The organism is Polymorphospora sp. NPDC050346, from assembly GCF_040655695.1.
GTDB classification, from domain to species: domain Bacteria; phylum Actinomycetota; class Actinomycetes; order Mycobacteriales; family Micromonosporaceae; genus Polymorphospora; species Polymorphospora lycopeni.
On the sequence record NZ_JBFAKM010000001.1, the window covers coordinates 191,419 to 214,493 of the forward strand.

The 23,075-nt window shown below is 70.9% G+C and carries 22 protein-coding genes and 1 pseudogene; 9 read left to right on the forward strand and 14 right to left on the reverse strand.

Annotated features, from left to right (window positions below; all coding sequences use genetic code 11):
* The first annotated feature begins 306 nt into the window (after nucleotides 1-306).
* Nucleotides 307-1,809 (forward strand): aldehyde dehydrogenase family protein, encoded by a 1,503-nt coding sequence (locus AB0I42_RS00780; RefSeq protein WP_357532879.1) that lies wholly within the window; start codon nucleotides 307-309, stop codon nucleotides 1,807-1,809.
* Nucleotides 1,810-2,172: 363 nt separating this feature from the next.
* On the opposite strand, the gene nucS is transcribed toward AB0I42_RS00780, so the two are convergent.
* On the reverse strand, nucleotides 2,173-2,832 hold the full coding sequence (nucS, locus tag AB0I42_RS00785) for an endonuclease NucS (RefSeq protein WP_357532880.1): 660 nt from the start codon (nucleotides 2,830-2,832) through the stop codon (nucleotides 2,173-2,175).
* A gap of 70 nt (nucleotides 2,833-2,902) precedes the next feature.
* On the opposite strand from nucS, the gene AB0I42_RS00790 reads away from it, so the two are divergent.
* The 6 genes from AB0I42_RS00790 to AB0I42_RS00815 all read left to right on the forward strand — a co-directional run bounded on the left by AB0I42_RS00790 (nucleotide 2,903) and on the right by AB0I42_RS00815 (nucleotide 10,455).
* Nucleotides 2,903-3,520: a DUF4126 domain-containing protein gene (locus AB0I42_RS00790; RefSeq protein WP_357533428.1), complete on the forward strand. Its 618-nt coding sequence runs from the start codon at nucleotides 2,903-2,905 to the stop codon at nucleotides 3,518-3,520.
* A gap of 100 nt (nucleotides 3,521-3,620) precedes the next feature.
* Nucleotides 3,621-4,523, forward strand: a complete 903-nt coding sequence (locus AB0I42_RS00795; protein ID WP_357532881.1) for a polysaccharide deacetylase family protein — start codon at nucleotides 3,621-3,623, stop codon at nucleotides 4,521-4,523.
* A 147-nt stretch (nucleotides 4,524-4,670) separates the two neighbouring features.
* Entirely contained in the window at nucleotides 4,671-7,343 is a 2,673-nt protein-coding gene (locus AB0I42_RS00800; RefSeq protein WP_357532882.1) for an FtsK/SpoIIIE domain-containing protein, read from the forward strand.
* The gene (locus AB0I42_RS00805) at nucleotides 7,340-8,218 is read left to right on the forward strand and encodes a hypothetical protein (RefSeq protein ID WP_357532883.1); all 879 of its coding nucleotides are present in this window, start codon (nucleotides 7,340-7,342) and stop codon (nucleotides 8,216-8,218) included. Before AB0I42_RS00800 ends, AB0I42_RS00805 begins: the two co-directional genes overlap by 4 nt.
* Nucleotides 8,219-8,791: 573 nt before the next feature.
* On the forward strand, nucleotides 8,792-9,640 hold the full coding sequence (locus AB0I42_RS00810; RefSeq protein WP_357532884.1) for an ABC transporter ATP-binding protein: 849 nt from the start codon (nucleotides 8,792-8,794) through the stop codon (nucleotides 9,638-9,640).
* Nucleotides 9,637-10,455, forward strand: a complete 819-nt coding sequence (locus AB0I42_RS00815; RefSeq protein WP_357532885.1) for an ABC transporter permease — start codon at nucleotides 9,637-9,639, stop codon at nucleotides 10,453-10,455. The genes AB0I42_RS00810 and AB0I42_RS00815 overlap by 4 nt, the downstream gene beginning before the upstream one ends.
* Before the next feature lie 122 nt (nucleotides 10,456-10,577).
* Here AB0I42_RS00815 and AB0I42_RS00820 read toward each other — a convergent pair whose 3' ends face one another.
* Together AB0I42_RS00820 and murA are read right to left on the reverse strand one after the other, a co-directional pair.
* The gene (locus tag AB0I42_RS00820; RefSeq protein ID WP_357532886.1) at nucleotides 10,578-11,426 is read right to left on the reverse strand and encodes a 3-hydroxyacyl-CoA dehydrogenase family protein; all 849 of its coding nucleotides are present in this window, start codon (nucleotides 11,424-11,426) and stop codon (nucleotides 10,578-10,580) included.
* A gap of 114 nt (nucleotides 11,427-11,540) precedes the next feature.
* Nucleotides 11,541-12,971 carry a UDP-N-acetylglucosamine 1-carboxyvinyltransferase gene (gene murA / locus AB0I42_RS00825; protein ID WP_357532888.1) on the reverse strand — a complete coding sequence of 477 codons (1,431 nt, stop codon included), beginning with the start codon at nucleotides 12,969-12,971 and terminating at the stop codon, nucleotides 11,541-11,543.
* On the opposite strand from murA, the gene AB0I42_RS00830 reads away from it, so the two are divergent.
* On the forward strand, nucleotides 12,970-13,542 hold the full coding sequence (locus AB0I42_RS00830; RefSeq protein ID WP_357532890.1) for a cob(I)yrinic acid a,c-diamide adenosyltransferase: 573 nt from the start codon (nucleotides 12,970-12,972) through the stop codon (nucleotides 13,540-13,542). The genes murA and AB0I42_RS00830 overlap by 2 nt on opposite strands.
* Nucleotides 13,518-13,933: pseudogene (locus tag AB0I42_RS00835) on the forward strand (VOC family protein). Before AB0I42_RS00830 ends, AB0I42_RS00835 begins: the two are co-directional and overlap by 25 nt.
* Nucleotides 13,934-13,964: 31 nt before the next feature.
* Here the strand turns inward: AB0I42_RS00835 and AB0I42_RS00840 are convergent.
* The 11 genes from AB0I42_RS00840 to AB0I42_RS00890 form a co-directional block, all read right to left on the reverse strand.
* Entirely contained in the window at nucleotides 13,965-14,420 is a 456-nt protein-coding gene (locus AB0I42_RS00840) for a DUF2550 domain-containing protein (protein WP_357532892.1), read from the reverse strand.
* A 12-nt stretch (nucleotides 14,421-14,432) separates the two neighbouring features.
* Nucleotides 14,433-14,717: a F0F1 ATP synthase subunit epsilon gene (locus tag AB0I42_RS00845; protein ID WP_357532894.1), complete on the reverse strand. Its 285-nt coding sequence runs from the start codon at nucleotides 14,715-14,717 to the stop codon at nucleotides 14,433-14,435.
* A gap of 101 nt (nucleotides 14,718-14,818) precedes the next feature.
* Complete coding sequence (locus tag AB0I42_RS00850; RefSeq protein ID WP_357533430.1) at nucleotides 14,819-15,952, reverse strand: LCP family protein; 1,134 nt, start codon at nucleotides 15,950-15,952, stop codon at nucleotides 14,819-14,821.
* A 202-nt stretch (nucleotides 15,953-16,154) separates the two neighbouring features.
* Nucleotides 16,155-17,591: a F0F1 ATP synthase subunit beta gene (gene atpD / locus AB0I42_RS00855; RefSeq protein WP_357532896.1), complete on the reverse strand. Its 1,437-nt coding sequence runs from the start codon at nucleotides 17,589-17,591 to the stop codon at nucleotides 16,155-16,157.
* A complete protein-coding gene (locus AB0I42_RS00860) occupies nucleotides 17,591-18,520 on the reverse strand; it encodes a F0F1 ATP synthase subunit gamma (RefSeq protein WP_357532898.1) in 930 nt (309 codons plus the stop codon). Before AB0I42_RS00860 ends, atpD begins: the two co-directional genes overlap by 1 nt.
* Before the next feature lie 10 nt (nucleotides 18,521-18,530).
* Nucleotides 18,531-20,171 (reverse strand): F0F1 ATP synthase subunit alpha, encoded by a 1,641-nt coding sequence (gene atpA, locus AB0I42_RS00865; protein ID WP_357532899.1) that lies wholly within the window; start codon nucleotides 20,169-20,171, stop codon nucleotides 18,531-18,533.
* A 56-nt stretch (nucleotides 20,172-20,227) separates the two neighbouring features.
* A complete protein-coding gene (locus tag AB0I42_RS00870; RefSeq protein ID WP_357532901.1) occupies nucleotides 20,228-21,049 on the reverse strand; it encodes a F0F1 ATP synthase subunit delta in 822 nt (273 codons plus the stop codon).
* On the reverse strand, nucleotides 21,049-21,576 hold the full coding sequence (locus AB0I42_RS00875) for a F0F1 ATP synthase subunit B (protein ID WP_357532903.1): 528 nt from the start codon (nucleotides 21,574-21,576) through the stop codon (nucleotides 21,049-21,051). Before AB0I42_RS00875 ends, AB0I42_RS00870 begins: the two co-directional genes overlap by 1 nt.
* Before the next feature lie 73 nt (nucleotides 21,577-21,649).
* Entirely contained in the window at nucleotides 21,650-21,880 is a 231-nt protein-coding gene (atpE, locus tag AB0I42_RS00880; protein ID WP_212827056.1) for an ATP synthase F0 subunit C, read from the reverse strand.
* A gap of 124 nt (nucleotides 21,881-22,004) precedes the next feature.
* Nucleotides 22,005-22,805 (reverse strand): F0F1 ATP synthase subunit A, encoded by an 801-nt coding sequence (gene atpB, locus AB0I42_RS00885; RefSeq protein WP_357532904.1) that lies wholly within the window; start codon nucleotides 22,803-22,805, stop codon nucleotides 22,005-22,007.
* A 27-nt stretch (nucleotides 22,806-22,832) separates the two neighbouring features.
* A complete protein-coding gene (locus AB0I42_RS00890; RefSeq protein ID WP_357532906.1) occupies nucleotides 22,833-23,048 on the reverse strand; it encodes a hypothetical protein in 216 nt (71 codons plus the stop codon).
* Between the last annotated feature and the right edge of the window lie 27 nt (nucleotides 23,049-23,075).

The window sequence follows — 23,075 nt, forward strand, 5'->3', positions numbered from 1 at the left end:
GACAACGCCTTTCCGGTCGGTGGGAACGACCCCCCCGGTCGCTCCCCCGGTCAGCTTTTCAAGCCCGGCCAAGGTAATCACCGCACCGGTGGGCCGGATTACGCAGTCCCCCGGCCAGACCTCACTCACCGGTTCGGTCGTATCGGCCGGCCACGATCGCCGTACGTCCATCACGGACGAACGGCGTCCCTGGCCCGGTACTGTTTTCCATCGATGGCCACCGAGCGGCCTTCCATCGATCACGACCGGGCTGCAATGAGTATTTCTCAGGTTTAGACTCGGCACAAAACATCTCGAGGAGCGCCGATGACCACTTTCCGCGTGCCCGGCGTGCCGGTGATCGCCGACGGCGAACTGATCTCCACCAACCCGGCCACCGGCGACGAGGCCGGCCGCCTGCCGGTGGCCACCGCCGACGACGTCGCCCGCGCGGTCGAGCGGGCCCGCACCGCCGGCAACTGGTGGATCGGACTCGGCGACGCCGGCCGCCGCGAACGGCTGCTCCGCTTCCGGGCGGTGCTCGCCAACCGGATCACCGAACTGGCCGAAGTCGTCAACGCCGAGGGCGGCAAACCGGTCGCCGAGGCGGTCGTCGAGATCGTGTCCGCGATCGAACACCTGGACTGGGCCACCCGCAACGCCCGCCGGGTCCTCGGCGCCCGCCAACTCCGGTCCCGGCTCATCCTCGCCGAGTTCGCCGCCCACCTCGAATACCAGCCGTACGGCGTGGTCGGGGTGATCGGCCCCTGGAACTACCCGGTGCTCACCCCGCTCGGCTCGATCGGGTACGCCCTCGCCGCCGGCAACGCGGTCGTGTTCAAGCCCAGCGAATACACCCCCGTCGCCGGCCAGTGGTACGTCGACGCGTTCGCCGAGGTGGTGCCCGAACAGCCGGTGCTGCAGGCCGTACACGGGCTCGGCGACGTCGGGGCGGCGCTGTGCCGGTCCGGTGTCGACAAGGTGGCGTTCACCGGCTCCACCGCCACCGCCCGCAAGGTGATGGCCGCCTGCGCCGAGACGCTGACCCCGGTGCTGCTGGAGTCCGGCGGCAAGGACGCCATGATCGTCGACGCGGACGCCGACCTGGACGCCGCCGCCGAGGCCGCCGTATGGGGCGGGATGACCAACGCCGGCCAGACCTGCATCGGCATCGAACGGATCTACGCCGTCGCGCCGGTCTACGACACCTTCGTGGCCAAGGTGGTCGAACGGGCCGGCCGGCTGACCGTGGGAGCGGCGGGCGACGCCGACCTCGGCCCGATCACCATGCCGGCGCAGATCGACATCATCCGGCGGCACATCGACGACGCGCTGGCCCGGGGCGGCCGCGCCGTGCTGGGCGGCCCCGACGCGGTCCAGCCGCCGTACATCCGGCCGACGATCCTGGTCGACGTGCCCGAGGACTCGGCCGCCGTACGGGAGGAGACCTTCGGACCAACCCTGACGATCAAGAAGGTACGCGACGCGCAGGAGGCACTGACCCTCGCCAACGCACTGCCGTACGGCCTGGGCGGTTCGGTGTTCGGCCAGCGGCAGGCGATCCCGATCGCCCGGCGGCTGCGCTCCGGAATGGCCGCGATCAACTCGGTGATCACCTTCGTCGGCATGTCCACGCTGCCCTTCGGCGGCGTCGGCGACTCCGGCTTCGGCCGCATCCACGGCGACGACGGGCTGCGCGAGTTCGCCCGCGCCAAGGCGATCACCCGCCGCCGCGGCCCGTCCATGCTGCCCGCGATGACCTTCGACCGTACGCCGGCCCAGGTCGCCCGGATCGTCAAGCTGGTCAAGACCCTCTACGGGCGGAACTAGCGGGCCTCGCCTCTGTTTCTTTGGCCTCGCCTCCGGCGAGGCTGGCTCGCTCCGCTTCGCGCCGCCCTATGCACCGTCTTCGCCCTGCGGGCCGCGACCGCTTCGCGGCGCGGTCCTCGGGCTCCAGACGGTGCGGCGGCGCTCGGTCGACTCGCGACGTGAGTTGCGGTCACACCTGTCCGCCGATTGCTTCGCCGAACGGTGCGGGTTTTCGTGCCGACGGGCAGCGGGTGGCACGGGCGGAAAGGCCGGCGCCGCCGGGCTAGGGCTGTCGGCGGCCACAGCGCATTCGCTGTGGGCCGCGACAGCGACCTCGCCCGGGCCGGCACGCGCGACGAAGCCTGGGCCGCCGTGGCGAGGCGGTCAGAAAAGGGTGAGTTCGTCGCGCTTCATGCCGCGCATCGCGTTGTAGTCGAGTACGACGCAGCGGATGCCGCGGTCCTCGGCCAGCACCCGGGCCTGTGGCTTGATCTCCTGGGCCGCGAAGATGCCGGCGACCGGGGCGAGCAGCGGGTCGCGGTTGAGCAGTTCGAGGTAGCGGGTGAGCTGCTCGACGCCGTCGATCTCGCCCCGCCGCTTGATCTCGACCGCCACCGCCGCGCCGGCCGCGTCCCGGCAGAGCAGGTCGACCGGCCCGATGGCGGTCATGTACTCCCGGCGGACCAGCGTGTGGCCGTCCCCGAAGACGGTCGGCGACGCCGCGCACAACTCCTGCAGGTGTGCCTCGACACCGTCCTTGACCAGGCCCGGGTCGACGCCCAGGTCGTACGAGGTGTCCTGGAACACCTCCTCCAGGGTGATCCGCAGCTCCTCGCCGGCCTTGTTGACCACCCGCCACACGCCCGGTGCCTCTTCCAGCTTGCACGGCGGGCTCATCCAGTTGAGCGGCTTGTAGGCGCGGTCGTCGGCGTGTATCGACACCGACCCGTCCGCCTTGACCATCAGCAACCGGGTGGCCGCCGGCAGGTGGGCCGAGAGCCGTCCGACATAGTTGACTTCGCATCGCGCAATCACCAACCGCACCCGACGAGGGTAGCGGAGGCGGCCGCCGGCGCCGCGACGGCGCTGGCGCGGCGGTGCGATGCTGGTTGACGTGCTGGAAGCGTTGACGGGGACCGGTCTTGCCGCATCGGCCGGGTTGAACGCCTACATTCCCCTGCTCACGATGGGGCTGCTCGGCAGATACACCGACGTCATCGACCTGCCGGCCGGCTGGCAGTGGCTGTCCAACGGCTGGGTGCTCGCCATCCTCGCCGTGCTGCTGGTCGTGGAGGTGGTCGCCGACAAGGTGCCGGTGGTCGACCACGTCAACGACGTGATCCAGACGGCGGTCCGGCCGACCGCGGGTGGCCTGGCGTTCGGTGCCGGGTCGAGTTCGGAGACCGTGACGGTCACCGACCCGGGGCAGTTCTTCTCGTCCAACCAGTGGGTGCCGATCGTGGCCGGGGTGCTCATCGCGCTCGGTGTGCACGGCGCCAAGTCGGCCGCCCGGCCGGTGATCAACGCGATGACGGCGGGGATCGGCGCACCGGTGGCGAGCACGGCCGAAGACGCCACGAGCGTGGTGATGTCGGTGGTCGCCATCCTGCTGCCGGTGCTGGTGATCCTGTTCCTGCTGCTCCTGGTGGTCTTCTGGTTCTGGCTGCGCCGGCGCCGGCGGGACCGGCGGGCGGAACGTGAGGCGGCCCGGGCTGCCGGATTCCGGGTCTAGGACGCTCTCCCGCACGGGAGAACGACCGGGCCTACGCGGCACTGCCGGGATCCACGGGTACCCGTCACCGCCTCCGGCCTGGGCTGGAATGATCCGCCTCGTGCTGAAGTCGCTGTCCACCCGCCTCGTCACCGTCGCCGCCGTACTGGCCACGCTGGGCGGCGCCACCGCGCTGGTCGTCGGCCTCACCGGCGGGGACCGGGACACCGGCACGCGGCCCACGTTCGGCAGTGCGTCGACCCCGACGGCCACCGCACCCGGCCTACCGGCGCCGACGTCGGCCTCGCCGACCGTCGCGCCGCCGCTGCCCGGCGCCACCCGGCCCGGCACCCGGCCGCCGGTGGTCGACAACGGTCCGCGTACGGGCAACCGGGTCGCGCTCACCTTCGACGCCGACATGACCGACGGGATGCTCCACAGCCTGCGTACGGGCCAGGTGAAGTCGTACGCGAACCTGAAGATCCTGGATCTGCTGGAGCGCGAGGAGCTGGCGGCGACGTTCTTCCTGACCGGCAAGTGGGTGGAGCGGTATCCGGAGGTGACCCGCCGGATCGCCGGCAACGAGCGGTTCGAACTGGCCAACCACACCTACGGCCACGAGGCGTTCACCGCCGACTGCTACGGCCTGCCCCGGCTGCCGACGGCGCGGATGACCGCCGACGTGGCCAAGACCTTCGAGGTCATCGAGGCGTACGGCGGCCGGCAGACCCGCTACTTCCGGTTCCCCGGCCTCTGCCACGACGGTACGGCGCTGTCGGCGCTGGCCCCGCTCGGCCTGACGGTGGTGGACGGCGACGTGGTCAGCGGCGATCCCTTCGCGACCGCGTGGGAGCCGATCGTGTCGGCGGTGCTGTCGAAGGTCAAGCCCGGTTCGGTGATCATCATGCACGTCACGGAGGCGAACGCCGCGATGACCGACGAGGCGCTGCCACACATCCTGGCCGGGCTGCGGGAGCGCGGGCTGGAGCCGGCGGCGCTGTCGGAGGTTCTGGCGACGACCTGACGGCGGGGCAACACGCGGCGGAACGCAGAGGGATGAGACCGACAAAAGGGATAAAGTAGGCGCGATTCCGATTGTCGGGGGGTCCGTTGGCGAACGTCGCCGGAACGACAGCGGCGGTCCACGTCGGCCCGCCGCACGGGTGCACCGGTGGCTAGCCGCTGGGCCGGACTGCTCGCCGCCGTCGGACGGGACGTCGCCGCCGCGCGCGGGCTCGCCCGGTCGGCAGCCGCCTCGACCGGGTCGGCCCGGTCGCGCACCGCCGCCAGGCACGCGGTCGTACGCGCCGCGCACGCCGCCTGCCTGCACCAGTTGACCGAGGCACGAGACGCCACCCGGCGCGAGATCACCCGCCGCTACCTGCGCGAATCCACCCGGCTCGCCGGCGACATCGCCCGGCTGGCGGCCGTACGGGCACCGGGCGCGGCCGGCGCGCCGTGGCGGGACTGGGCACCCGCCGAGCCGCCGCCCGGCCCTGGCGGCGACCTGCTCCGGATCGGCACCATCGGCTCCGACCGGCCCGGCGAGTGCGGCCCCCCGGTGCCGGCCCTGCTGCCACTGCTCGACCGGACCCATCTCACCTTGCACGGCGACCAGTCCGTCGTGGACGGAATCATCACCGGCCTGCTGCTGCGGGTGCTGGGCTCGACCCGGCCGGGCGACGTACGGATCACCGTCTACGACCCCGAGCACCTCGGCGGCGGCCTCGCCGGATTCGCCCCGCTGGGCGCCGCCGGGCTGCTCACCTCCGTCGGCCCGGGTGGGCTCACCGGGACCCTCGACGACCTCGTGGAGCAGATCCGCCGGATCAACGAGAGCGTGCTGGCCGGTGAGTACGCGACCCTCGCCGACGCCACCACCGCCGGGCGGCGACCCGAGCCGTGGCGGCTGCTGGTGCTGCTCGGCGACGCGGCGACCGCCACCGAACTGACCGCCGCCCAGCGGGCCCAGCTCGACCGGATCGTACGCACCGGGATCGCCTGCGGGGTCCACGTCGTCAGCCGGGGCCTACCGGTGCGGCCCGGACCGGCGGTGGAGACGGTCACCGTCGAAGGCGACCGGGTCCGCTGCGCGAGCCTCGCCGCGCTACCGGTACGCCCCGACCCCGCACCGCCGGCCGGACGGGTCGCCGCGTTCTGCCGGGAACTCGCCGAACGCCTGGTCGCCGGCCCGCCCCCGGTCCGGTTCGCCGACCTCGCCCCGGAGAAACTGTGGACCCAGAGCTCGGCGGCCGGGCTCGGCGCCCCCGTCGGCACCGGGCCGGGCGGCGAACTCGTCGAGGTGGCGCTCGGCGACGACCCGCCGCACGCCCTGGTCGGCGGCCCGTCCGGCGCCGGCAAGACCAACCTGCTCTACGCCTGGCTGGGCGCGCTGACCACCCGCTACTCCCCCGACGAGCTGGCGCTGTACCTGCTCGACTTCAAGGAAGGGGTGTCGTTCGCCCGGTTCGCCCCGAGCCCGCGCGACCCGAGCTGGCTGCCCCAGGTCCGCCTGGTCGGCGTCAACATCAACTCCGACCGCGAGTTCGGGCTGGCGATGCTGCGCCACCTCGCCGACGAACTGCGCCGCCGGGCCCGCGCGGCCAAGAGGTACGACGCCAGCAAGCTCGCCGAACTCCGGGCCGAGGACCCGGGCGGCCACTGGCCCCGGATCGTCGCCGTGATCGACGAGTTCCAGGTGCTGGTGACCGGGCGGGACGCGGTCGCCACCGAGGCGGTGAACCTGCTGGAGGACCTGGCCCGCCGGGGCCGTTCGCAGGGCATCCACCTGGTGCTCGCCTCGCAGGACGTGTCCGGCATCGAGGCGCTGTGGGGGCGGTCGGGCCTCATCGCCCAGTTCACGCTCCGGATCGCCCTACCCAAGGCCCGCCGGATCCTGGCCGAGACCAACCCCGCCGCCGACGTGGTCCCCCGGTTCCACGCGGTGGTGAACACCGACTCCGGGGTGCCGGACGCCAACCGGATCGTCCGGCTGCCGGAGGCCGGCGACCGGGCCGGCTGGCGGGTGCTGCAGGACGAGCAGTGGCGGGCCCGGCCGGACGGCCTGCCACCGCCGCGCCTCTTCGACGGCGACGCCGTACCGGTCTTCCCGGCCACCGGCCACTTCCCCGACCTGGCCGGGCCGCCCGGCGCCGTCGTCGGCGAGACGATCGACGTACGGGGCCGGTCGGCGGTCGTACGGCTCGGCCGGGTGCCCGGCCGCAACCTCGCCGTACTCGGGTCCCGGACCGGGGAGGCGTGCGCCGTGCTCGGATCGGCGGCCCGGTCGCTCGCGGCCCAGGTGCCGGCCGCCCGGTTCAGCATCGCCTGCCTCGACGGCGACGCCGACCGGTCCGCCCGGCTGCTGCACGCCGCGCTGCCCGACGCCGCCTGGTACGACCCGGACAGCATCGACGAACTCCTCGCCGAACTGACCGACGGGCTGACCGGGGCGGTACCGGACCAGCCGCACTACGTCGTCGGTTACGCCTTCGACGCGGTCGCCGGCAGGCTGGCCAGCAAACCGGCGGGTGGCGGCCCGACCGGTCACGAACGGTTGCGCGCGGTGCTCGCCCGGGGACCCGAGCACCGCGTGCACCTGCTCGGCTGGTGGCGTACCGTCCCCCGGTTACGCGACGACCTCGGTGGGATCGGGGCGCGGTTCGACGCGATCGGCGCCTGGGTGGCGCTCGACGTACACGGCGGCGAGTTGGCGCCGCTCTGCCCGCAGCCGGGCGGGCCGGACTGGTACCCCCGCCCGCACCGGGGCCTCTTCTTCGACCGGGCGGTGCACCGTACGCCGGAACTCGTCATCCCGTACGAACTGCCGGAGGACCCCCGGTGACCGGGTACGGCCGGCTCGTCGCCGAACTCGGGGCGGCCGCGGCCCGACGGGACACCGCCCTCGCCGCCGCCGACCGGGCGTACCGCGAGGGCGCGGCGACCGCCTCGGCGGAACTGGCCTGGGCCGCCGCCGACGCCGAGGCGGCCGAGCGGCGGGCCGCCGCCGACACCGAGGCCGTCCACCTGGTCGACCGGGAGGCGGCCCGGCTGTGGGAAGAGCTACGGGCGCTGCGCCGCTGGCCCGGACGGCCGGTCGGCGACCTGCCCGAGCCCGACCGGGCGGCGGGTACGACCATGGGACGGGAGTCCGCAGCCGGTACGTTCACGGCCGGGGCTTCCACAGGGAGCACTTTCCCCGGCGGGGCGTATCCGGTCCGGCCAGCCGAGGCTGGGGCTGGGGCGCCGGTGGCCGGGACCGCCGCGGCTGGCGCGGCCACGACTAAGGCGGCGGCGGGGACGGCCACACCCGCGGCGGCCACGGCTGGGCAGGGGCTGGGCGGGTCGGGCGCCGGGCTGTCGTCGGCGGCCCAGGCACTGGAGCGGGCCAGGCTGCGCATCGCCGCCGCCCGCCCCGACGCGCCCCGCAGACCCGTACCCCGGTTGGTCCTGCCCTTCCTGCCGCTGGTCGGGGCGGCGCTGGCCGCGCTCACCGGGCTGGTCGCGGCCGGGCTGGTCGCGATCCAACCGGACGGCGCGGCGTCGGTACCACGCGTGCTGGGCTGGCTGGTGTTCCTGGTCGCGCCGTTCACCGCGATTCCACCGGTGGCCTGGTGGCTACGGCGCACCGGGAGCCGGCCCGACGTGGGCGCGATCGGCCTGCTGCTGCTCGGCGGTATGGCCGCCGGCACCATCCTCTCCCTGACCCTCACCCACTGATCCCCCGCCGCTCCCCGCACCCGCGCTCCGAGTCCGCGCCCCGTCCGGGCCTACGCGTCGATCAAGGACAAACCGTGCCCGCTCTACGGTGGTTCGTCGCGCAACAACTCCTTGATCAAGGCAAGCACCCGGGCGCCGACCACCCGAGACGGGGTAATGCCGCGCCGTCCACAGCGAATCCGGCGTACTCACATCGAATTCGCTGTGGACGGCAACAGCACCCCTCCCGACGTCGCCCCCGGCCACGGTGGCGGCTGCCCCCGATCGGACCCCCGTGGACCACGAACCACGCGGTGACCGGGGACCTACGCGTGACCAAGGACATGTCGCAGGACAAGCCGGGAGTAATACCCCACGACTTCTCCTTGATCGACGCAAGCAGCCGCCCGCACCCAGGCCCGACGCGAGCAGAACCGGAGTGGCGGCGCGGGCTCGACGAGAACGGCAGGCGGCAGGCGGCGGGCGGCGGGCGGCGCGAGCTGCGATCGGGACACCGACCGGGGCGGGTGATCCAGGGCCCGCTCGCCGACCCCGCGTGCCAGCGGGCATCGCCGGACCCGGATAGTTGACGCCATGACTGACGGTCTCGCGATCTCCGCGCGGGGGATACGCAAGTCGTACGGCGCCAACACCGCGGTCGACGGCGTCGACCTCGACGTACGTCGCGGCGAGATCTTCGCGCTGCTCGGCCCCAACGGCGCGGGCAAGACGACCACCGTGGAGATCCTGGAGGGCTACCGGCAGCGCGACGCGGGCGACGTCACGGTGCTCGGTGTCGACCCCGCCCGCGCCGACCAGCGGTGGCGGGCCCGGGTCGGGATCGTCCTGCAGGGTACGGGCGAGTTCGACGAGCTGACCGTCGGTGAGGTCGTACGGCATTTCACCGCCTTCTATCCGGCGCCGGACGACCCGGACCGGGTGATCGAACGGGTCGGCCTGACGGCGAAGGCGAAGGCCCGTACCCACTCGCTTTCCGGCGGGCAGAAGCGCCGGCTGGACGTGGCGCTGGGCATCATCGGCCGCCCCGAACTGCTCTTCCTCGACGAGCCGACCACCGGGTTCGACCCGGAGGCGCGGCGGGAGTTCTGGGAGCTGATCCGGGATCTGTCCGCGAGCGGCACCACGATCGTGCTGACCACGCACTATCTGGACGAGGCGGAGGCGCTCGCCGACCGGGTCGGGGTGATCGCCGCCGGCCGGGTGGTCGAGGTGGCGCCGCCGGCCCGGCTCGGCAACCGGGAGCAGGCGTTGGCGACGGTGAGCTGGCGTACGGCGGACGGCGCGGTGGAGCGTGCCGAGACGGCGACGCCGACGGCGTTGGTCGGCGAGTTGGCGGCACGGTACGGCGGTGAGGTGCCCGGGCTGACCGTCACCCGGCCGACGTTGGAAGACATCTACCTCACGATGATCGGACACCGATGACCACGGTCGACACTCCGCTCCGGGTCGGTCCGGTCCGGCTGGCCCTGCGCCAGGGCGGGCTGGAGTTGCGCCAGTTCCTGCGCAGCCGCGAGTCGGTGGTCTTCACCATGGGTTTCCCGGTGATCATGATCCTGATCTTCGCGGCGATCTTCAACGACGAGATCGCGCCCGGGGTCAGCTACACGCAGTACTTCATCACCGGGATGATCGCGACCGGTCTGATGACGGTCAGCTTCCAGAACCTGGGCATCTGGATCCCGATCGAGCGGGACCGGGGTGTGCTCAAGCGGCTGCGCGGTACGCCGATGCCGAAGTGGGTCTACTTCGCCGGCAAGGTGATCATGGTCGTGGTGATCGGGCTCGCCGAGACGGCGCTGCTGCTCGCCGTGTCGGTCGCCCTCTTCGACCTGCGCCTGCCCGGCACCCTCGGCAAGTGGCTCACCTTCGGCTGGGTGTCGGTGCTCGGGATCGCGGCGTGCACGCTGTGCGGGATCGCCTTCTCGTCGCTGGCCCGTACGGCCCGCAGCGGCTCGGCGGTGGTGACGCCGGTGGCGCTGGTGTTGCAGTTCATCTCCGGGGTGTTCTTCGTCTTCACCAGCCTGCCGGGCTGGATGCAGCAGGTGGCGGCGATCTTCCCGCTCAAGTGGATGTGTCAGGGGCTGCGGTCGGTCTTCCTGCCCGAGTCGTTCGGCGCCCAGGAACCCGGTGGCTCCTTCGAGCTGGGCCGGGTCGCCCTGGTCCTGTCCGCATGGTGCGTGATCGGCCTGGTCCTCTGCCTGACCACCTTCCGCTGGACGACCAAACGCGACGGCTGACCCCGTCGGTGCCGCGCCCTGATGATCCGCGTGATCAGGGAGTACGTACAACACGCCCGCCCCGGTCCCTGATCACGGGGATCAAGGGCGGGGCGGGCGGGCAAGCGGGGCGTCGGGCGGGCTCAGTACTCGTAGAAGCCCTGGCCCGACTTGCGGCCGAGGGCGCCGGCGGTGACCATCCGCTGGAGCAGTTCCGGCGGGAAGAACTTCGGGTCGCCGGTGTCGGTGTAGATGTTCTTCGCGGCGTGCATCAGCACGTCGACGCCGGTCAGGTCGGTGGTCGCCAGCGGCCCCATCGCGTGGCCGAAGCCCAGCTTGCAGGCGGTGTCGAGGTCCTCGGCCGACACCACGCCGGACTCGACGAGCTTGACGGCCTCGACCACCAGCGCGGCGATCAGCCGGGTGGTGACGAAGCCGGCGATGTCCCGGTTGACCACCACGACGGTCTTGCCGATCTCCTCGGCGAAGGACCGCACGGTCGCCAGCGTCTCGTCGGAGGTCTGGTAGCCGCGTACGAGTTCGCAGAGCTTCATCATCGGCACCGGCGAGAAGAAGTGGGTGCCGACCACCGACTCGGGCCGGTCGGTGACCGCCGCGATCTGGGTGACCGGGATGGCCGAGGTGTTGGTGGCCAGCACCGCGTCGGCCTTGCAGATCTTGTCGAGCGCCCGGAAGACCTCGTGCTTGATCTCGATCCTCTCGAAGACCGCCTCGACGACGATGTCGGCGTCGGCCGCCGCCTCCAGCTCGGTGGTCGGGCTGATCCGGGCCAGCGTCGCCTCGACGTCGTCGGCGGCGATGGTCCCCTTGCTGGCGAACTTCTCCAGCGACCGGCGGATGCCGGCGAGCCCGCGCCCGGTCGCCGCGTCGTCCAGGTCGCGCAGCGTCACCTGCCAGCCGGCCTGCGCCGCCACCTGTGCGATTCCCGAACCCATCAGACCGGCCCCGATGACCGCCAGTCGACCCGCCATCTGCATCTCCCTCGCCGTGGGCTGACCGCGGGCGGGCGCCCGCGCCGCTCTCGCGGATGCGGACACCTCCGCACCGCTATCCGAGCACCCTAACCGGCAATCCTTAACGATGCCTCAGAGGGTGAAGGTCGCCTCTTCGGGGGCGAGGGCCCGCTCGACCTCCACGCCCAGGGCGCGCAGGTCGGTGACGAAGTCGGGATAGCCGCGGTCGATGTGGTGCACGTGGGAGATCTCGGTGGTGCCGTCGGCGCAGAGCCCGGCGATCACCAGACCGGCGCCGGCGCGGATGTCGGTGGCGCGTACGGGCGCGCTGGACAGCCGCTCCCGTCCGCGTACGACGGCGTGGTGTCCGTCGGTCTTGACGTCGGCGCCCAGCCGGGCCATCTCGTTGACGAACATGAACCGCCCGTCGAAGATGTTCTCGGTGATCAGCGAGGCCCCCTCGCTGACCGCGGCCAGCCCGATCGCCATCGGCAGGAGGTCGGTCGCGAACCCGGGAAACGGCAGGGTGACCACGTCGACGGCGGTGGGCCGGCGGTCCATCTGCACCCGGAAGGCGTCGGCCCGGGTCTCGACCAGCCCGCCGGCCGAAATGATCTTGTCGAGGGCGACCTCGAGGAAGGCCGGACTGGCGCCGGTCACGGTGACGTCGCCACGGGTCATCGCGGCGGCGAAACCCCAGGTGCCGGCGACGATCCGGTCGCCGACCGTGGCGTGCCGGACCGGCCGCAACTCGGTCACGCCCTCGATGCGCAGCGTCGACGTGCCGGCTCCGGAGATGTCGGCGCCCATCTGCGTCAGCATCGCGCACAGGTCGACGATCTCCGGCTCGCGGGCCGCGTTGTCGATCTCGGTGACGCCCCTGGCCAGCACCGCCGCCATGAGGAGGTTCTCGGTCGCTCCCACGCTGGGGAAGTCGAGCCAGATGTTCGCCCCGTGCAGGCCGGACGGGGCCGAGGCGATCACGAAGCCGTGCTCGCCGGAGATGTCGGCGCCCATCCGGGCCAGGCCGGCCACGTGCATGTCCAGGCCCCGGGAACCGATCGCGTCACCGCCGGGATGTGCCACCCGTACGTAGCCACGCCGGGCGAGCAGCGGCCCGAGGACGCAGATCGAGGCGCGCAGCCGGCGTACGAGGTCGTAGTCGGCCTCGGTGCCCGGCTCGGCCGGCGCGTCGATGGTGACCGAGGCGCAGCGTGGCACCCCGCTCCCGGCGCGGGACGGCTCGTCGTCGTCGATCGACACCACGCAGCCGAGCCGGCGCAGCACCTCGGCCATGATCGCGATATCGGTGATCCGGGGCACGTTGGTGATCACGCTGGGGCCGGGGGCGAGCAGCGCCGCGGCCATCAGCTTGAGCGCCGAGTTCTTGGCGCCGACGACGTGCACCTCCCCCGCCAGCCGGGCGCCGCCGTTCACCCTGATCACGTCCATGTCGGCCATCGTAGGGGCGTCCGGCAGGTGCAGCCCACCAGCCGTTTTCCAGCCGTCGGGCGGGGCGGGGTCGGTTCCCGGCGGGGCGGGCATCCGTAGGCTGTACGTCATGGCCGTCCACCTCACACGCATCTATACCAAGGCCGGCGACACCGGCTCGACAAGGTTGGTCAACAACGAGAAGGTCGCGAAGACGCACCCCCGGATCGGGGGATACGCCGACGTCGACGAGTGCAACGCCGCCATCGGGGTCGCGCTGGCGCTCGGGCAGCTCGACGAAGAGGTCCGCGAGGTGCTGGCCGCGGTCCAGAACGACCTCTTCGACGTGGGCGCCGACCTCGCGACCCCGGTGGAGCCGGATCCCGAATACCCGCCGCTGCGGGTCACCGAGGAGTACATCACCCGGCTCGAGGGCTGGTGCGACGAGTTCAACGACCGGCTGACCAAGCTCGACTCCTTCATCCTGCCCGGCGGCACCCCCGGTGCCGCCCTGCTGCACGTCGCGCGCACGGTGGCGCGACGCGCCGAACGAGGTGCCTGGGCATTGGTCAGTCACGAACCGGACCGAACCAGTCCCCTCCCGGCAAAGTATCTCAATCGACTGTCGGATCTGTTGTTCATTCTGGCGAGAATCGCGAACCCGGACGGCGATGTGCTCTGGGTTCCGGGGGGCCGACGCTGACCACGGGAAGCCTGCACCACGTCGAGCTCTGGGTGCCGGACCTGGCCGGCGCCCGGCGCTCGTGGGGCTGGCTGCTCGCGGAGCTCGGCTGGGAGCCGTTCCAGGACTGGCCGGACGGCCGCTCCTGGCGGCTCGGCGGCACCTATCTGGTGCTGGAGGAGTCGCCGGCGCTCTCGTCCCGGGTCCACGACCGGCACGCGCCGGCCTGAACCATCTCGCCTTCCACGCCGGCCCACGCCACGTCGTGGACGGGCTGGTCACCCGGGCGCCGGAGCACGGCTGGTCACTGCTTTTCGCAGACCGGCATCCGTACGCCGGCGGGCCGGACACGTACGCCGCCTACCTGGCCGACGGCTACGGCTACGAGGTCGAACTGGTCGCCGACGGCTAGCCGCGCCGCGCGTCGTACGGGCGGCTGCCGCTTACGCGGCCGGCCAGTCCTGGGCCGTCAAGCGCGGAAAGGCCGCCCCGGGCGGGGCGGCCTCAAGCCAGGAGAGGAATCCGGTCACCGTCGACTCCGCCATGGCGATCTCGATCGGTGCCTGGTAGCCGGTACACCGCAGGATCACCCAGTCGGCCGGCATGGCCAGGCACTCCTGACCCTCGGGTTGGCGACGGCGCTCGACGGCCAACCCCTCGCGGTAGAGCACCCGTTTGGGGCGCAGGGCAAAACTGAACATCCGGTACCACCGCAGCTCGTCGCCGGCGAACCGGCCGAAACCCGGTGACCAGCCCCGGCCGTCGACCATCGTCGAGACCCGGACACTGAGCCGGATCGTGCCGCCGGCACGCGCGACGAAGGCCCGGCGCACGAAGAGCACCAGGACGGCAGCGCACAGGATGAGGACGCCGATGCCGATCCATTCCAAGATCATCATCGACGTCGCCGATCAGTGCGCGTTCGCGGGAGTGGCGACCGTGGCGCTCTCGGCGAGGATCGTGACACCACGCTCGGTCACCGAGACGAAACCGCCGTCGACGTCGTAGGCGACCTGCTCGCCACCGGCCAGCTTGATCCGTACCTGGCCGGGCTCGGCGAGCTGGCCGAGCAGCGGCGCGTGGCCGGGGAGCACACCGAGCTCGCCTTCGGTCGTACGCGCGACGAGCATCTCGGCCTCGCCGGTCCAGATCTTTTCCTCGACGGCTACGAGCTCGACGTGCAGCAGCTTTGCCACGCTGTCTCCTTGTGCGGGACGACCCGGTGCGGGGGACGGATGCGCCGAGTCTAATCCCGCCGTCCACCGCTGCCCACGGCGGGTGGCGCAGGTAACCCGGACTACTTGTTGATCAGCTCCGGATGGCCGATCACGAAGTCGTCGACCGTACCGGCCTTGAGCGCGGCGAAGAACTCGTCGGCGACCGGCTCCAACCGCTCGCCCTGATAGTTGTCACCGGTGCCGACACCACCGCCGGGCAGCTTCATCATCGTGATCGAGTTGGAACGCAGGTTACGCAACGCGAGGCCGAAGTCCACGACGCTGTTGCCCCGGCCGTTGAAGATGACCGACTCGCCGGCCGCGCGCAGGACCGCGTCGAGCTTGACCGGGTTGGTCACCACGTCGGCGCTGAACGCCTGGTCGACCATGGCCCGGATGAACTGCTGCTGGTGGCGCTGGCGACCGTAGTCGCCGTCGGGCAGGGTGTAGCGCTGGCGTACGTAGTCCAGGGCCTGCCAGCCCTTCAGGTGCATGGTGCCCTTCTTGTACTCCGCCTGCGGCCCGATGTAGCCCTCGCCGTTCGGGTTGCCCTTGCGATGCTTGCCGTCCGGCTCGAGGTGCTCCGACTTGACGTCGGTGTCGATATACATCTCGACACCGCCCATCGCGTCGACGATCTTCTGGAAGCCGGTGAAGTTGATGATCGCTCCGGCGTCGAAGCGGGTGATCCCGGTCCGGGCGCTGATGGTCTGGGAGAGCAGCTCGAAGCCCTGGATCGCGCTGGGCACCTCCTGGCCGGGCACCCGGCTGCCGCGTTCCATCGCCGAGTTGAGCCGGCCCTGACCGCCGCGGTAGCCGGCCTTCTCGAACCGGGGGATGTCGACGATGAGGTCACGCGGCATGGAGAACAGATAGGCGCCGTCGAGGGCCTCGTTGACGTGCAGGACCAGGATCGAGTCGGCCAGCGGTGGCCGGTTGGGATCGCTGGGGCGTGGGTCGATGCCGACCAGCAACAGGTTGAGCGGGCCCTTGATGTCGGACCGGCGCTCCTGCGCGCCGGCCGCCTGGTCGCCGAAGAGATCGCCGCTGCCGACCGCGCCCTCGTAACGGGCGAGCAGGACCTCGGTGGTGACCAACACGCCACCGCTGAGCAGCATCAGAACCGCGCCGAAGAAGGTGCAGAGCCGGGCCCACCGGGGAATCAACGACCGCGACCTGCGCGCCGTCCGGCCGCCTTCCGGATGCCTGCCCACCCTGTTCACCACGTTCCTCCGTTCGCTCCGCCCCTTATCACAGACGGACGCGCGGGTCCGGGCGTTGGGCCGACAGTAACTTTCCCCTCCCCAAGAGCGCCACCGCTGGGCCGGTGATCCCGCCGACTGCCAGGAAACACCCAGCCAAAAAGGGGGCCGCGCCGGCGGACAGCCGGTGCGACCCCCTTCTCAGGGCCGATGCTCAGCCCTTCATCAGTTCCTTCGCCTTGCGCTCGAGGTCGTCGAGCCCGCCGCACATGAAGAAGGCCTGCTCGGGGAAGTGGTCGTACTCGCCCTCGCTGATCTTCTTGAACGCCTCGACGGTGTCCTTCACCGGGACGTACGAGCCCTTGATGCCGGTGAAGACCTCTGCCGCGTAGGTGTTCTGCGACAGGAAGCGCTCGATCCGACGGGCCCGCGAGACGGTGATCTTGTCGTCCTCGGAGAGCTCCTCCATACCGAGGATGGCGATGATGTCCTGCAGGTCCTTGTAGCGCTGCAGGATCCGCTTCACCTCGGAGGCGACCGTGTAGTGCTCCTGGCCGACGAACTCCGGGGCGAGGATCCGCGACGAGGACGCCAGCGGGTCCACCGCCGGGTAGATGCCCTTGTCGGAGATCGACCGCTCCAGGTTGGTGGTGGCGTCCAGGTGCGCGAAGGTGGTCGCCGGCGCCGGGTCGGTGTAGTCGTCGGCCGGCACGTAGATGGCCTGCATCGAGGTGATGGCCTGGCCCCGGACCGAGGTGATCCGCTCCTGCAGCTCACCCATCTCGTCGGCCAGCGTCGGCTGGTAACCCACGGCACTGGGCATCCGGCCGAGCAGGGTGGAGACCTCGGAACCGGCCTGCGTGAAGCGGAAGATGTTGTCGATGAAGAGCAGCACCTCCTGCTTCTGCACGTCGCGGAAGTACTCCGCCATCGTCAGCGCGGAGAGGGCGACCCGCAGCCGGGTGCCCGGCGGCTCGTCCATCTGGCCGTAGACCAGCGCCGTCTTGTCGATGACGCCGGACTCGGTCATTTCGGCGATGAGGTCGTTGCCCTCACGGGTGCGCTCACCGACGCCCGCGAACACCGAGGTACCGCCGAAGTTGTTGGCGACCCGGGTGATCATCTCCTGGATGAGCACCGTCTTGCCCACGCCGGCACCGCCGAACAGGCCGATCTTGCCGCCCTTGACGTACGGGGCGAGCAGGTCGAGCACCTTGATGCCGGTCTCCAGCATCTCGGTCTTCGGCTCCAGGTCGGCGAACGCCGGCGCCTTGCGGTGGATCTCCCAGCGGTCCTTGATCTCGAGCCGCTCACCCTCCTTGAGGTTGAGGCACTCGCCGATCGCGTTGAAGACGTGACCCTTGGTCCCGTCACCGACCGGGACCATGATGGCCGAGCCGGTGTCGCGCACCTCGGCGCCCCGGACCAGACCGTCGGTCGGCTGCATCGAGATCGCCCGGATCAGGTTGCCGCCCAGGTGCTGGGCGACCTCCAGGGTCAGCGTCTTGTCACCCCCGGAGAGGGAGACGGTGACGTGCAGGGCGTTGAAGATGTCCGGCATCGCGTCACGCGGGAACTCGGCGTCGACGACCGGGCCGATGACCCGGACGACGCGGCCCGTCGCCGTCTTGGTTTCCACAGCAGCAGTCATCACACTTCACTTCCCGCCGCGGCCAGCGCGTTGGCGCCGCCGACGATCTCACTGATCTCCTGGGTGATCCCGGCCTGGCGGGCCGAGTTCATCTCACGCGTGTACTTCTCGATCGCTTCACCGGCGTTGTCGGTCGCGCTCTTCATGGCGCGCCGACGGGCCGCCGACTCGCTCGCCGCCGACTCGATCAACGCCGCGTAGATCCGCGTGTTGATGTACTTCGGCAGCAGGGCGTCCAGCAACGCCTCGGCGTTGGGCTCGAACTCGTACGCCGGCAGGATGCCCTCCGACCGCGGCCGGTCCTCGACCTCCATCGGGCCGATGATCCGCGGCACCGGGGTCTGGGTCATCAGCGACTTGAACTCGGTGTAGACGATGTGCAACTCGTCCACGCCCAGCACGCCGTCCGGGCCCGGGTCGTCGCCCTCGTCGTCGGCGCCGTGGGTGAACGCCTTGATGAGGGTCTCGCCGACCAGCCGGGCGTCGGCGAACGACGGCTGCTCCGAGAAGCCGGTCCAGTTGGCCGCGATCGGCCGGTTACGGAACCGGTAGTACGTCACGCCCTTGCGGCCGATGACGTACAGCACCGGGTCCTTGCCGTCGGCCTTGAGCCGCTCGATCAGCGACTCGGCCGTCCTGATCGCGTTGGAGCTGTAACCGCCGGCCAGGCCGCGGTCGCTGGTGACGAGCAGTACGCCGGCCCGCCGCACCTTCGGACGCGGGGTGAGCAGCGGATGGTCGACCGTCGCGTTCGAGGCCAGCGCCGACAGCACCCCGGTGATGGCCTGGGCGTACGGCAGGGACGCCGCCACCCGGGCCTGGGCCTTGGCGATCCGGCTCGTCGCCACGAGCTCCATCGCCTTGGTGATCTTCTTCATGCCCTTCGCCGAACGGATCCGTTGGCGAAGAACGCGAACCTGGGCCGCCATACGCTGCGCCCTACTGCTTCTTGGCCGGCTGGTCGGTGTAGCGGGTCACCGACTCACGGTCCTGCTCGCCCGCGAGCGGCTCGGCCGGCGTCTCGTTGATCGACGCCCCCTCACCGGCGAGGAACGACGGCTTGAACTTGTTGATCGCATCGTCGAGGGCGGCGACGATGTCGTCGTTCCACTCGTTGTTCGCGATCGAGGCCAGCGTCGAGGCGTAGCGGTGCCGCAGGAACTCCAGGAACTCCGACTCGAAGCGGGACACGTCGCCGACGGCGACGTCGTCGAGCTTGCCCTCGGTGCCGGCCCACACCGACACCACCTGCTCCTCGACCGGGAACGGGGTGTAGTTCGTCTGCTTGAGCAGCTCGACCAGGCGGGCACCGCGGTCCAGCTGGTTACGCGACGCCTTGTCCAGGTCGGAGGCGAAGGCGGCGAACGCCTCCAGCTCGCGGTACTGGGCCAGGTCGAGGCGCAGCCGACCGGCGACCTTCTTCATCGGCTTGGCCTGCGCGGCACCACCGACCCGGGAGACCGAGGTACCCACGTTGATCGCCGGGCGGACACCCTGGTTGAACAGGTCGGTCTCGAGGAAGACCTGGCCGTCGGTGATCGAGATGACGTTGGTCGGGATGAACGCGGAGATGTCGCCACCGCGGGTCTCGATGATCGGCAGGCCGGTCATCGAGCCGCCCCCCATCTCGTCGGAGAGCTTCGCGCAGCGCTCCAGGAGGCGGGAGTGCAGGTAGAAGACGTCACCCGGGTAGGCCTCGCGGCCCGGCGGGCGACGCAGCAGCAGCGACACGGCCCGGTACGCCTCGGCCTGCTTGCTCAGGTCGTCGAAGACGATCAGGACGTGCTTGCCGCCGTACATCCAGTGCTGGCCGATCGACGAGCCGGCGTACGGAGCGATGTACTTGAAGCCGGCCGGGTCGGAGGCGGGCGACGCCACGATGGTGGTGTATTCCATCGCGCCGTGCGCCTCGAAGGTGCCCTTGACCGAGGCGATGGTCGACGCCTTCTGCCCGATGGCCACGTAGATGCAGCGCACCTGCTTGGTCGGGTCGCCGGACTCCCAGTTGGCCCGCTGGTTGAGGATCGTGTCGATCGCGACCGTGGTCTTACCGGTCTTACGGTCGCCGATGATGAGCTGGCGCTGGCCCCGGCCGATGGCGGTCATCGCGTCGATGGCCTTGATGCCGGTCTGCATCGCCTCGTGGACACCCTGTCGGGCCATCACGTTCGGCGCCTGGAGCTCCAGCTCCCGGTAGCCCTCGGCCTCGATCTCGCCCAGGCCGTCGATCGGCTGGCCGAGCGCGTTGACCACGCGGCCCAGGAACTTGTCGCCGACCGGCACGGAGAGCACCCGGCCGGTGCGCTTGACCCGCTGGCCTTCCTCGATGCCGGAGTAGTCGCCGAGGATCACGGCGCCGATCTCGCGGACGTCGAGGTTCAGCGCCACGCCGAGCGTGCCGTCCTCGAACTCCAGCAGTTCGTTGGCCATCGTCGAGGGCAGACCCTCGACGTGGGCGATGCCGTCACCGGCGTCGGAGACGGTACCGACCTCCTCGCGGGAGATGTCGGGAGTGTAGGAGGAGACGTAGCGCTCCAGGGCGCCGCGGATCTCCTCCGACGAGATGGTCAGCTCGGCCATCCTCTGCTTCCTCTATTCAGGGCCCGGGTTCGCCGGAGCGGCATCGATTTTGGGTTCTAGCGCTTCGCGAGCGCGTTACGGGTGTCGGTGAGCCGGCGCAGGACGGTGCCGTCGTAGAGATCGGAACCGACCTGGACGCTCATGCCGCCCAGGACCGCCGGGTCGACCGTCTGCTTCACGGTGACCACTCGACCGTACAGTTCGCCCAGCTTTGCACCCAACCGAAGCTCTTCTTCGTCGGAAAGGGGCGCGGCGACCGTGACGTAGGCGACCTGGCGGTCGCGGCGGTCCGCGGTCAGCTCGACGAGCCGGGTCAGTGCCCCGGCGAACGACCGCCCGCCGAAGCCGTCGAGGGCGACCTCGACCAGGCGCAGCGTCACCGGCTTGACCTTGCCCTTGAGCAGGGTGGCGGCCAGTTCGGCCCGCTGCGCCGCCGAAGCGCTCGTGTCGCCGAGCAGGCTGGCGAGCGCCGGGTCACCGGACACGACCTGCCCGAAGCGGAACAGCTCGTCCTCGACCTCGGCGAGGTCGCCGGCCCGGTCGGCGCTGGCCAGCAGCGCCGCCACACCGAGCCGCTCGGCGCCGTCCAGCAGCTCGGACGGGACCGACCAGCGGCCCGACACCAGGGTGCCGAGCAGCCCGACCGCGTCGTCGCCGAGCTTGCCGCCGAGCAGGTTGGTCAGCAGCGCGGCCCGGTCCTCGCCGCTGCGGGCCGGGTCGGACAGCGCCCGACGCAGCCGCAGTTCACGGCGCAGCAGCGCCGCGAAGGCGAGCAGGTCGTCGCCGGTCGCGGCGACCGCGGGCGGCGGCGCCGCCTGGGCGTACGCCTCGAGGCGCTCCGCCGCGACGGCGTACGACTCCCGGCTGGCGGCCTGCATCAGCGGGCTCCCGTGCTCTCGAGGTTGCTCAGGAACCGGTCGACGGTGCCCTTGCGGCGGGCCTCGTCGGCCAGCGACTCGCCAACGATCTTGCTGGCCAGGTCGACGGCGATGGTGCCGACCTCGGCACGCAGCTCCCGGACGATGGTCTGGCGCTCGGCGGCGAGCTGCTCCTTGCCGGCCGCGATGATGCGGTCGGACTCTTCGCGCGCCTTGGCCAGGACGTCCTGCCGGATGCCCTCGGCGTCGGCACGCGCGTCGTCGCGGATCTTCGCGGCGTCGGTACGGGCCTCGGCGAGCTGAGCCTTGTACTGCTCGAGGAGCTGGTTGGCCTCGGCCTGGGCAGCCTCGGCGCGCTTGATCCCGCCCTCGATCGCGTCGACCCGAGCCTGGTACATCGCCTCCATACGGGGGAAGACGAACTTGACCAGGATGAACAGGACGACACCGAAGGCGACGAGACCGACGATGATCTCAGACAGCGGTGGGAGCAGGATGTTCCCGCCCTCTTCCGCGGCTATGTACATGGACACTCCCCTCCAGCGGTGACCGGCCGTCGAGGGCCGGGCACCAAGTCAGCTCCGAGTGGGTCCGAGCCCGTCAGGACCCACCCTGCAGCGCGAACGCGAGCACCAGACCGAGCAGGGCGAGCGCCTCGACCACGGCGAAGCCCATGAACATGTAGACGCGGGTCAGACCGGCGCTCTCCGGCTGGCGGGCGGTCGCCTGGATGTAGGCGGCGAACACCAGGCCCACGCCGATGCCCGGGCCGAGGGCGGCGATGCCGTAGCCGATGACGTTGACGTTGCCCGAGATCTCGGCCAGCAACATGGTTGGATTCCTCCTGCGTTGAACGCGTGACCATCACGCGCACGTTTAGGGTGAGATTTTCAGTTGTCGATCGGTGGAGCGCAGGCGCGTACGGTGCCCGGAGGCACGGGTGCGTGTCGGTGGATCAGTGTGCCTCGGCGAGCGAGCTCTGCAGGTAGGTGGCGGTCAGCAGGGTGAAGACGTATGCCTGCAGCGCCAGGATGCCGAGCTCGAAGAGCGTCATGACGATGGCCATGCCCCAGCTCAGGAACGCGATCGGTTTGATGAGCAGCGTCTCGGCCTGGAAGAGCGCCACGCCGCCGAGCGTGAAGACCAGCAGGATCATGTGGCCGGCGAACATGTTGGCGAAAAGACGGACGGAGAGCGTGACCGGCCGCAGGATCAGGTTGGAGACGAACTCGATCGGCACCAGGATCGGCTGCACCCAGAGCGGGGCGCCGGACACCCAACAGCTCGTCTTGATGTATCCGAAGAAGCCGTGCTTCTGGATACCTACGGCGACGTAGACCAGCCAGCTCATGACCGCCAGCACGATCGGGAAGGCGATGTGCGAGTTCGGCGAGATCTGCGCGAACGGGACGATGCCCCAGAGGTTGTTCAGCAGGATGAAGACGAACAGCGTGGTCAGGTAGGGGGCGAAGCGCACGCCCTGCTGTCCGATGATGTCGCGGGCGATGTTGTCCCGGACCAGGCCGTAGACCGACTCGGCGAGCCACTGGCCCTTGGTCGGGACCAGCTTGGGGTTGCGGTAGGTCACCAGGAAGAAGACCAGGATGATCGCGACACTGATCCAGATCAGCAGTGCGATCTTGGTGAAGGCCCCCGCCCACATCGTGTCTTCGAACGAGGGGATCAGGCTTTTGTAGTTGAAGCTGTCAACGCCGGGGGGAAACTCCGCAGCGAGGTAGGTCGGCAGCTCAGCCAATTCGAACCCTCCGTCGGTCGGGCGGTGTCAGACGCCCAGCCTCTTCATGGTCAGATAGACCCCGGCGGCCGTGCCCCCGATCAACCCGATCAGCAGCCCGACGTTTGGCAGGTCCAGCCAACGGTCGACGAGCCATCCGATGCCGCCCCAGATGCCCATGCCGCTGAGGAGGTAACCGACGGCTGCCCAACCCGCATCGGCGCCGGAAGAACCGGTGCCGTTGGTGGGTTGGTCGTCAGCCATGACGCGGCGAACGCTATCAGCCGGAAA

Bases quoted from the DNA above. Each gene is read 5' to 3' on its own strand.
- AB0I42_RS00780 (WP_357532879.1), top strand. From the start codon at position 307: ATGACCACTTTCCGCGTGCCCGGCGTGCCGGTGATCGCCGACGGCGAA.
- AB0I42_RS00810 (WP_357532884.1), top strand. From the start codon at position 8,792: ATGACTGACGGTCTCGCGATCTCCGCGCGGGGGATACGCAAGTCGTAC.
- AB0I42_RS00815 (WP_357532885.1), top strand. From the start codon at position 9,637: ATGACCACGGTCGACACTCCGCTCCGGGTCGGTCCGGTCCGGCTGGCC.
- AB0I42_RS00820 (WP_357532886.1), bottom strand. From the start codon at position 11,426: ATGGCGGGTCGACTGGCGGTCATCGGGGCCGGTCTGATGGGTTCGGGA.
- AB0I42_RS00830 (WP_357532890.1), top strand. From the start codon at position 12,970: ATGGCCGTCCACCTCACACGCATCTATACCAAGGCCGGCGACACCGGC.
- murA (WP_357532888.1), bottom strand. From the start codon at position 12,971: ATGACGTACAGCCTACGGATGCCCGCCCCGCCGGGAACCGACCCCGCC.
- AB0I42_RS00840 (WP_357532892.1), bottom strand. From the start codon at position 14,420: ATGATGATCTTGGAATGGATCGGCATCGGCGTCCTCATCCTGTGCGCT.
- atpD (WP_357532896.1), bottom strand. From the start codon at position 17,591: ATGACTGCTGCTGTGGAAACCAAGACGGCGACGGGCCGCGTCGTCCGG.
- AB0I42_RS00860 (WP_357532898.1), bottom strand. From the start codon at position 18,520: ATGGCGGCCCAGGTTCGCGTTCTTCGCCAACGGATCCGTTCGGCGAAG.
- atpA (WP_357532899.1), bottom strand. From the start codon at position 20,171: ATGGCCGAGCTGACCATCTCGTCGGAGGAGATCCGCGGCGCCCTGGAG.
- AB0I42_RS00870 (WP_357532901.1), bottom strand. From the start codon at position 21,049: ATGCAGGCCGCCAGCCGGGAGTCGTACGCCGTCGCGGCGGAGCGCCTC.
- AB0I42_RS00875 (WP_357532903.1), bottom strand. From the start codon at position 21,576: ATGTACATAGCCGCGGAAGAGGGCGGGAACATCCTGCTCCCACCGCTG.
- atpE (WP_212827056.1), bottom strand. From the start codon at position 21,880: ATGTTGCTGGCCGAGATCTCGGGCAACGTCAACGTCATCGGCTACGGC.
- AB0I42_RS00890 (WP_357532906.1), bottom strand. From the start codon at position 23,048: ATGGCTGACGACCAACCCACCAACGGCACCGGTTCTTCCGGCGCCGAT.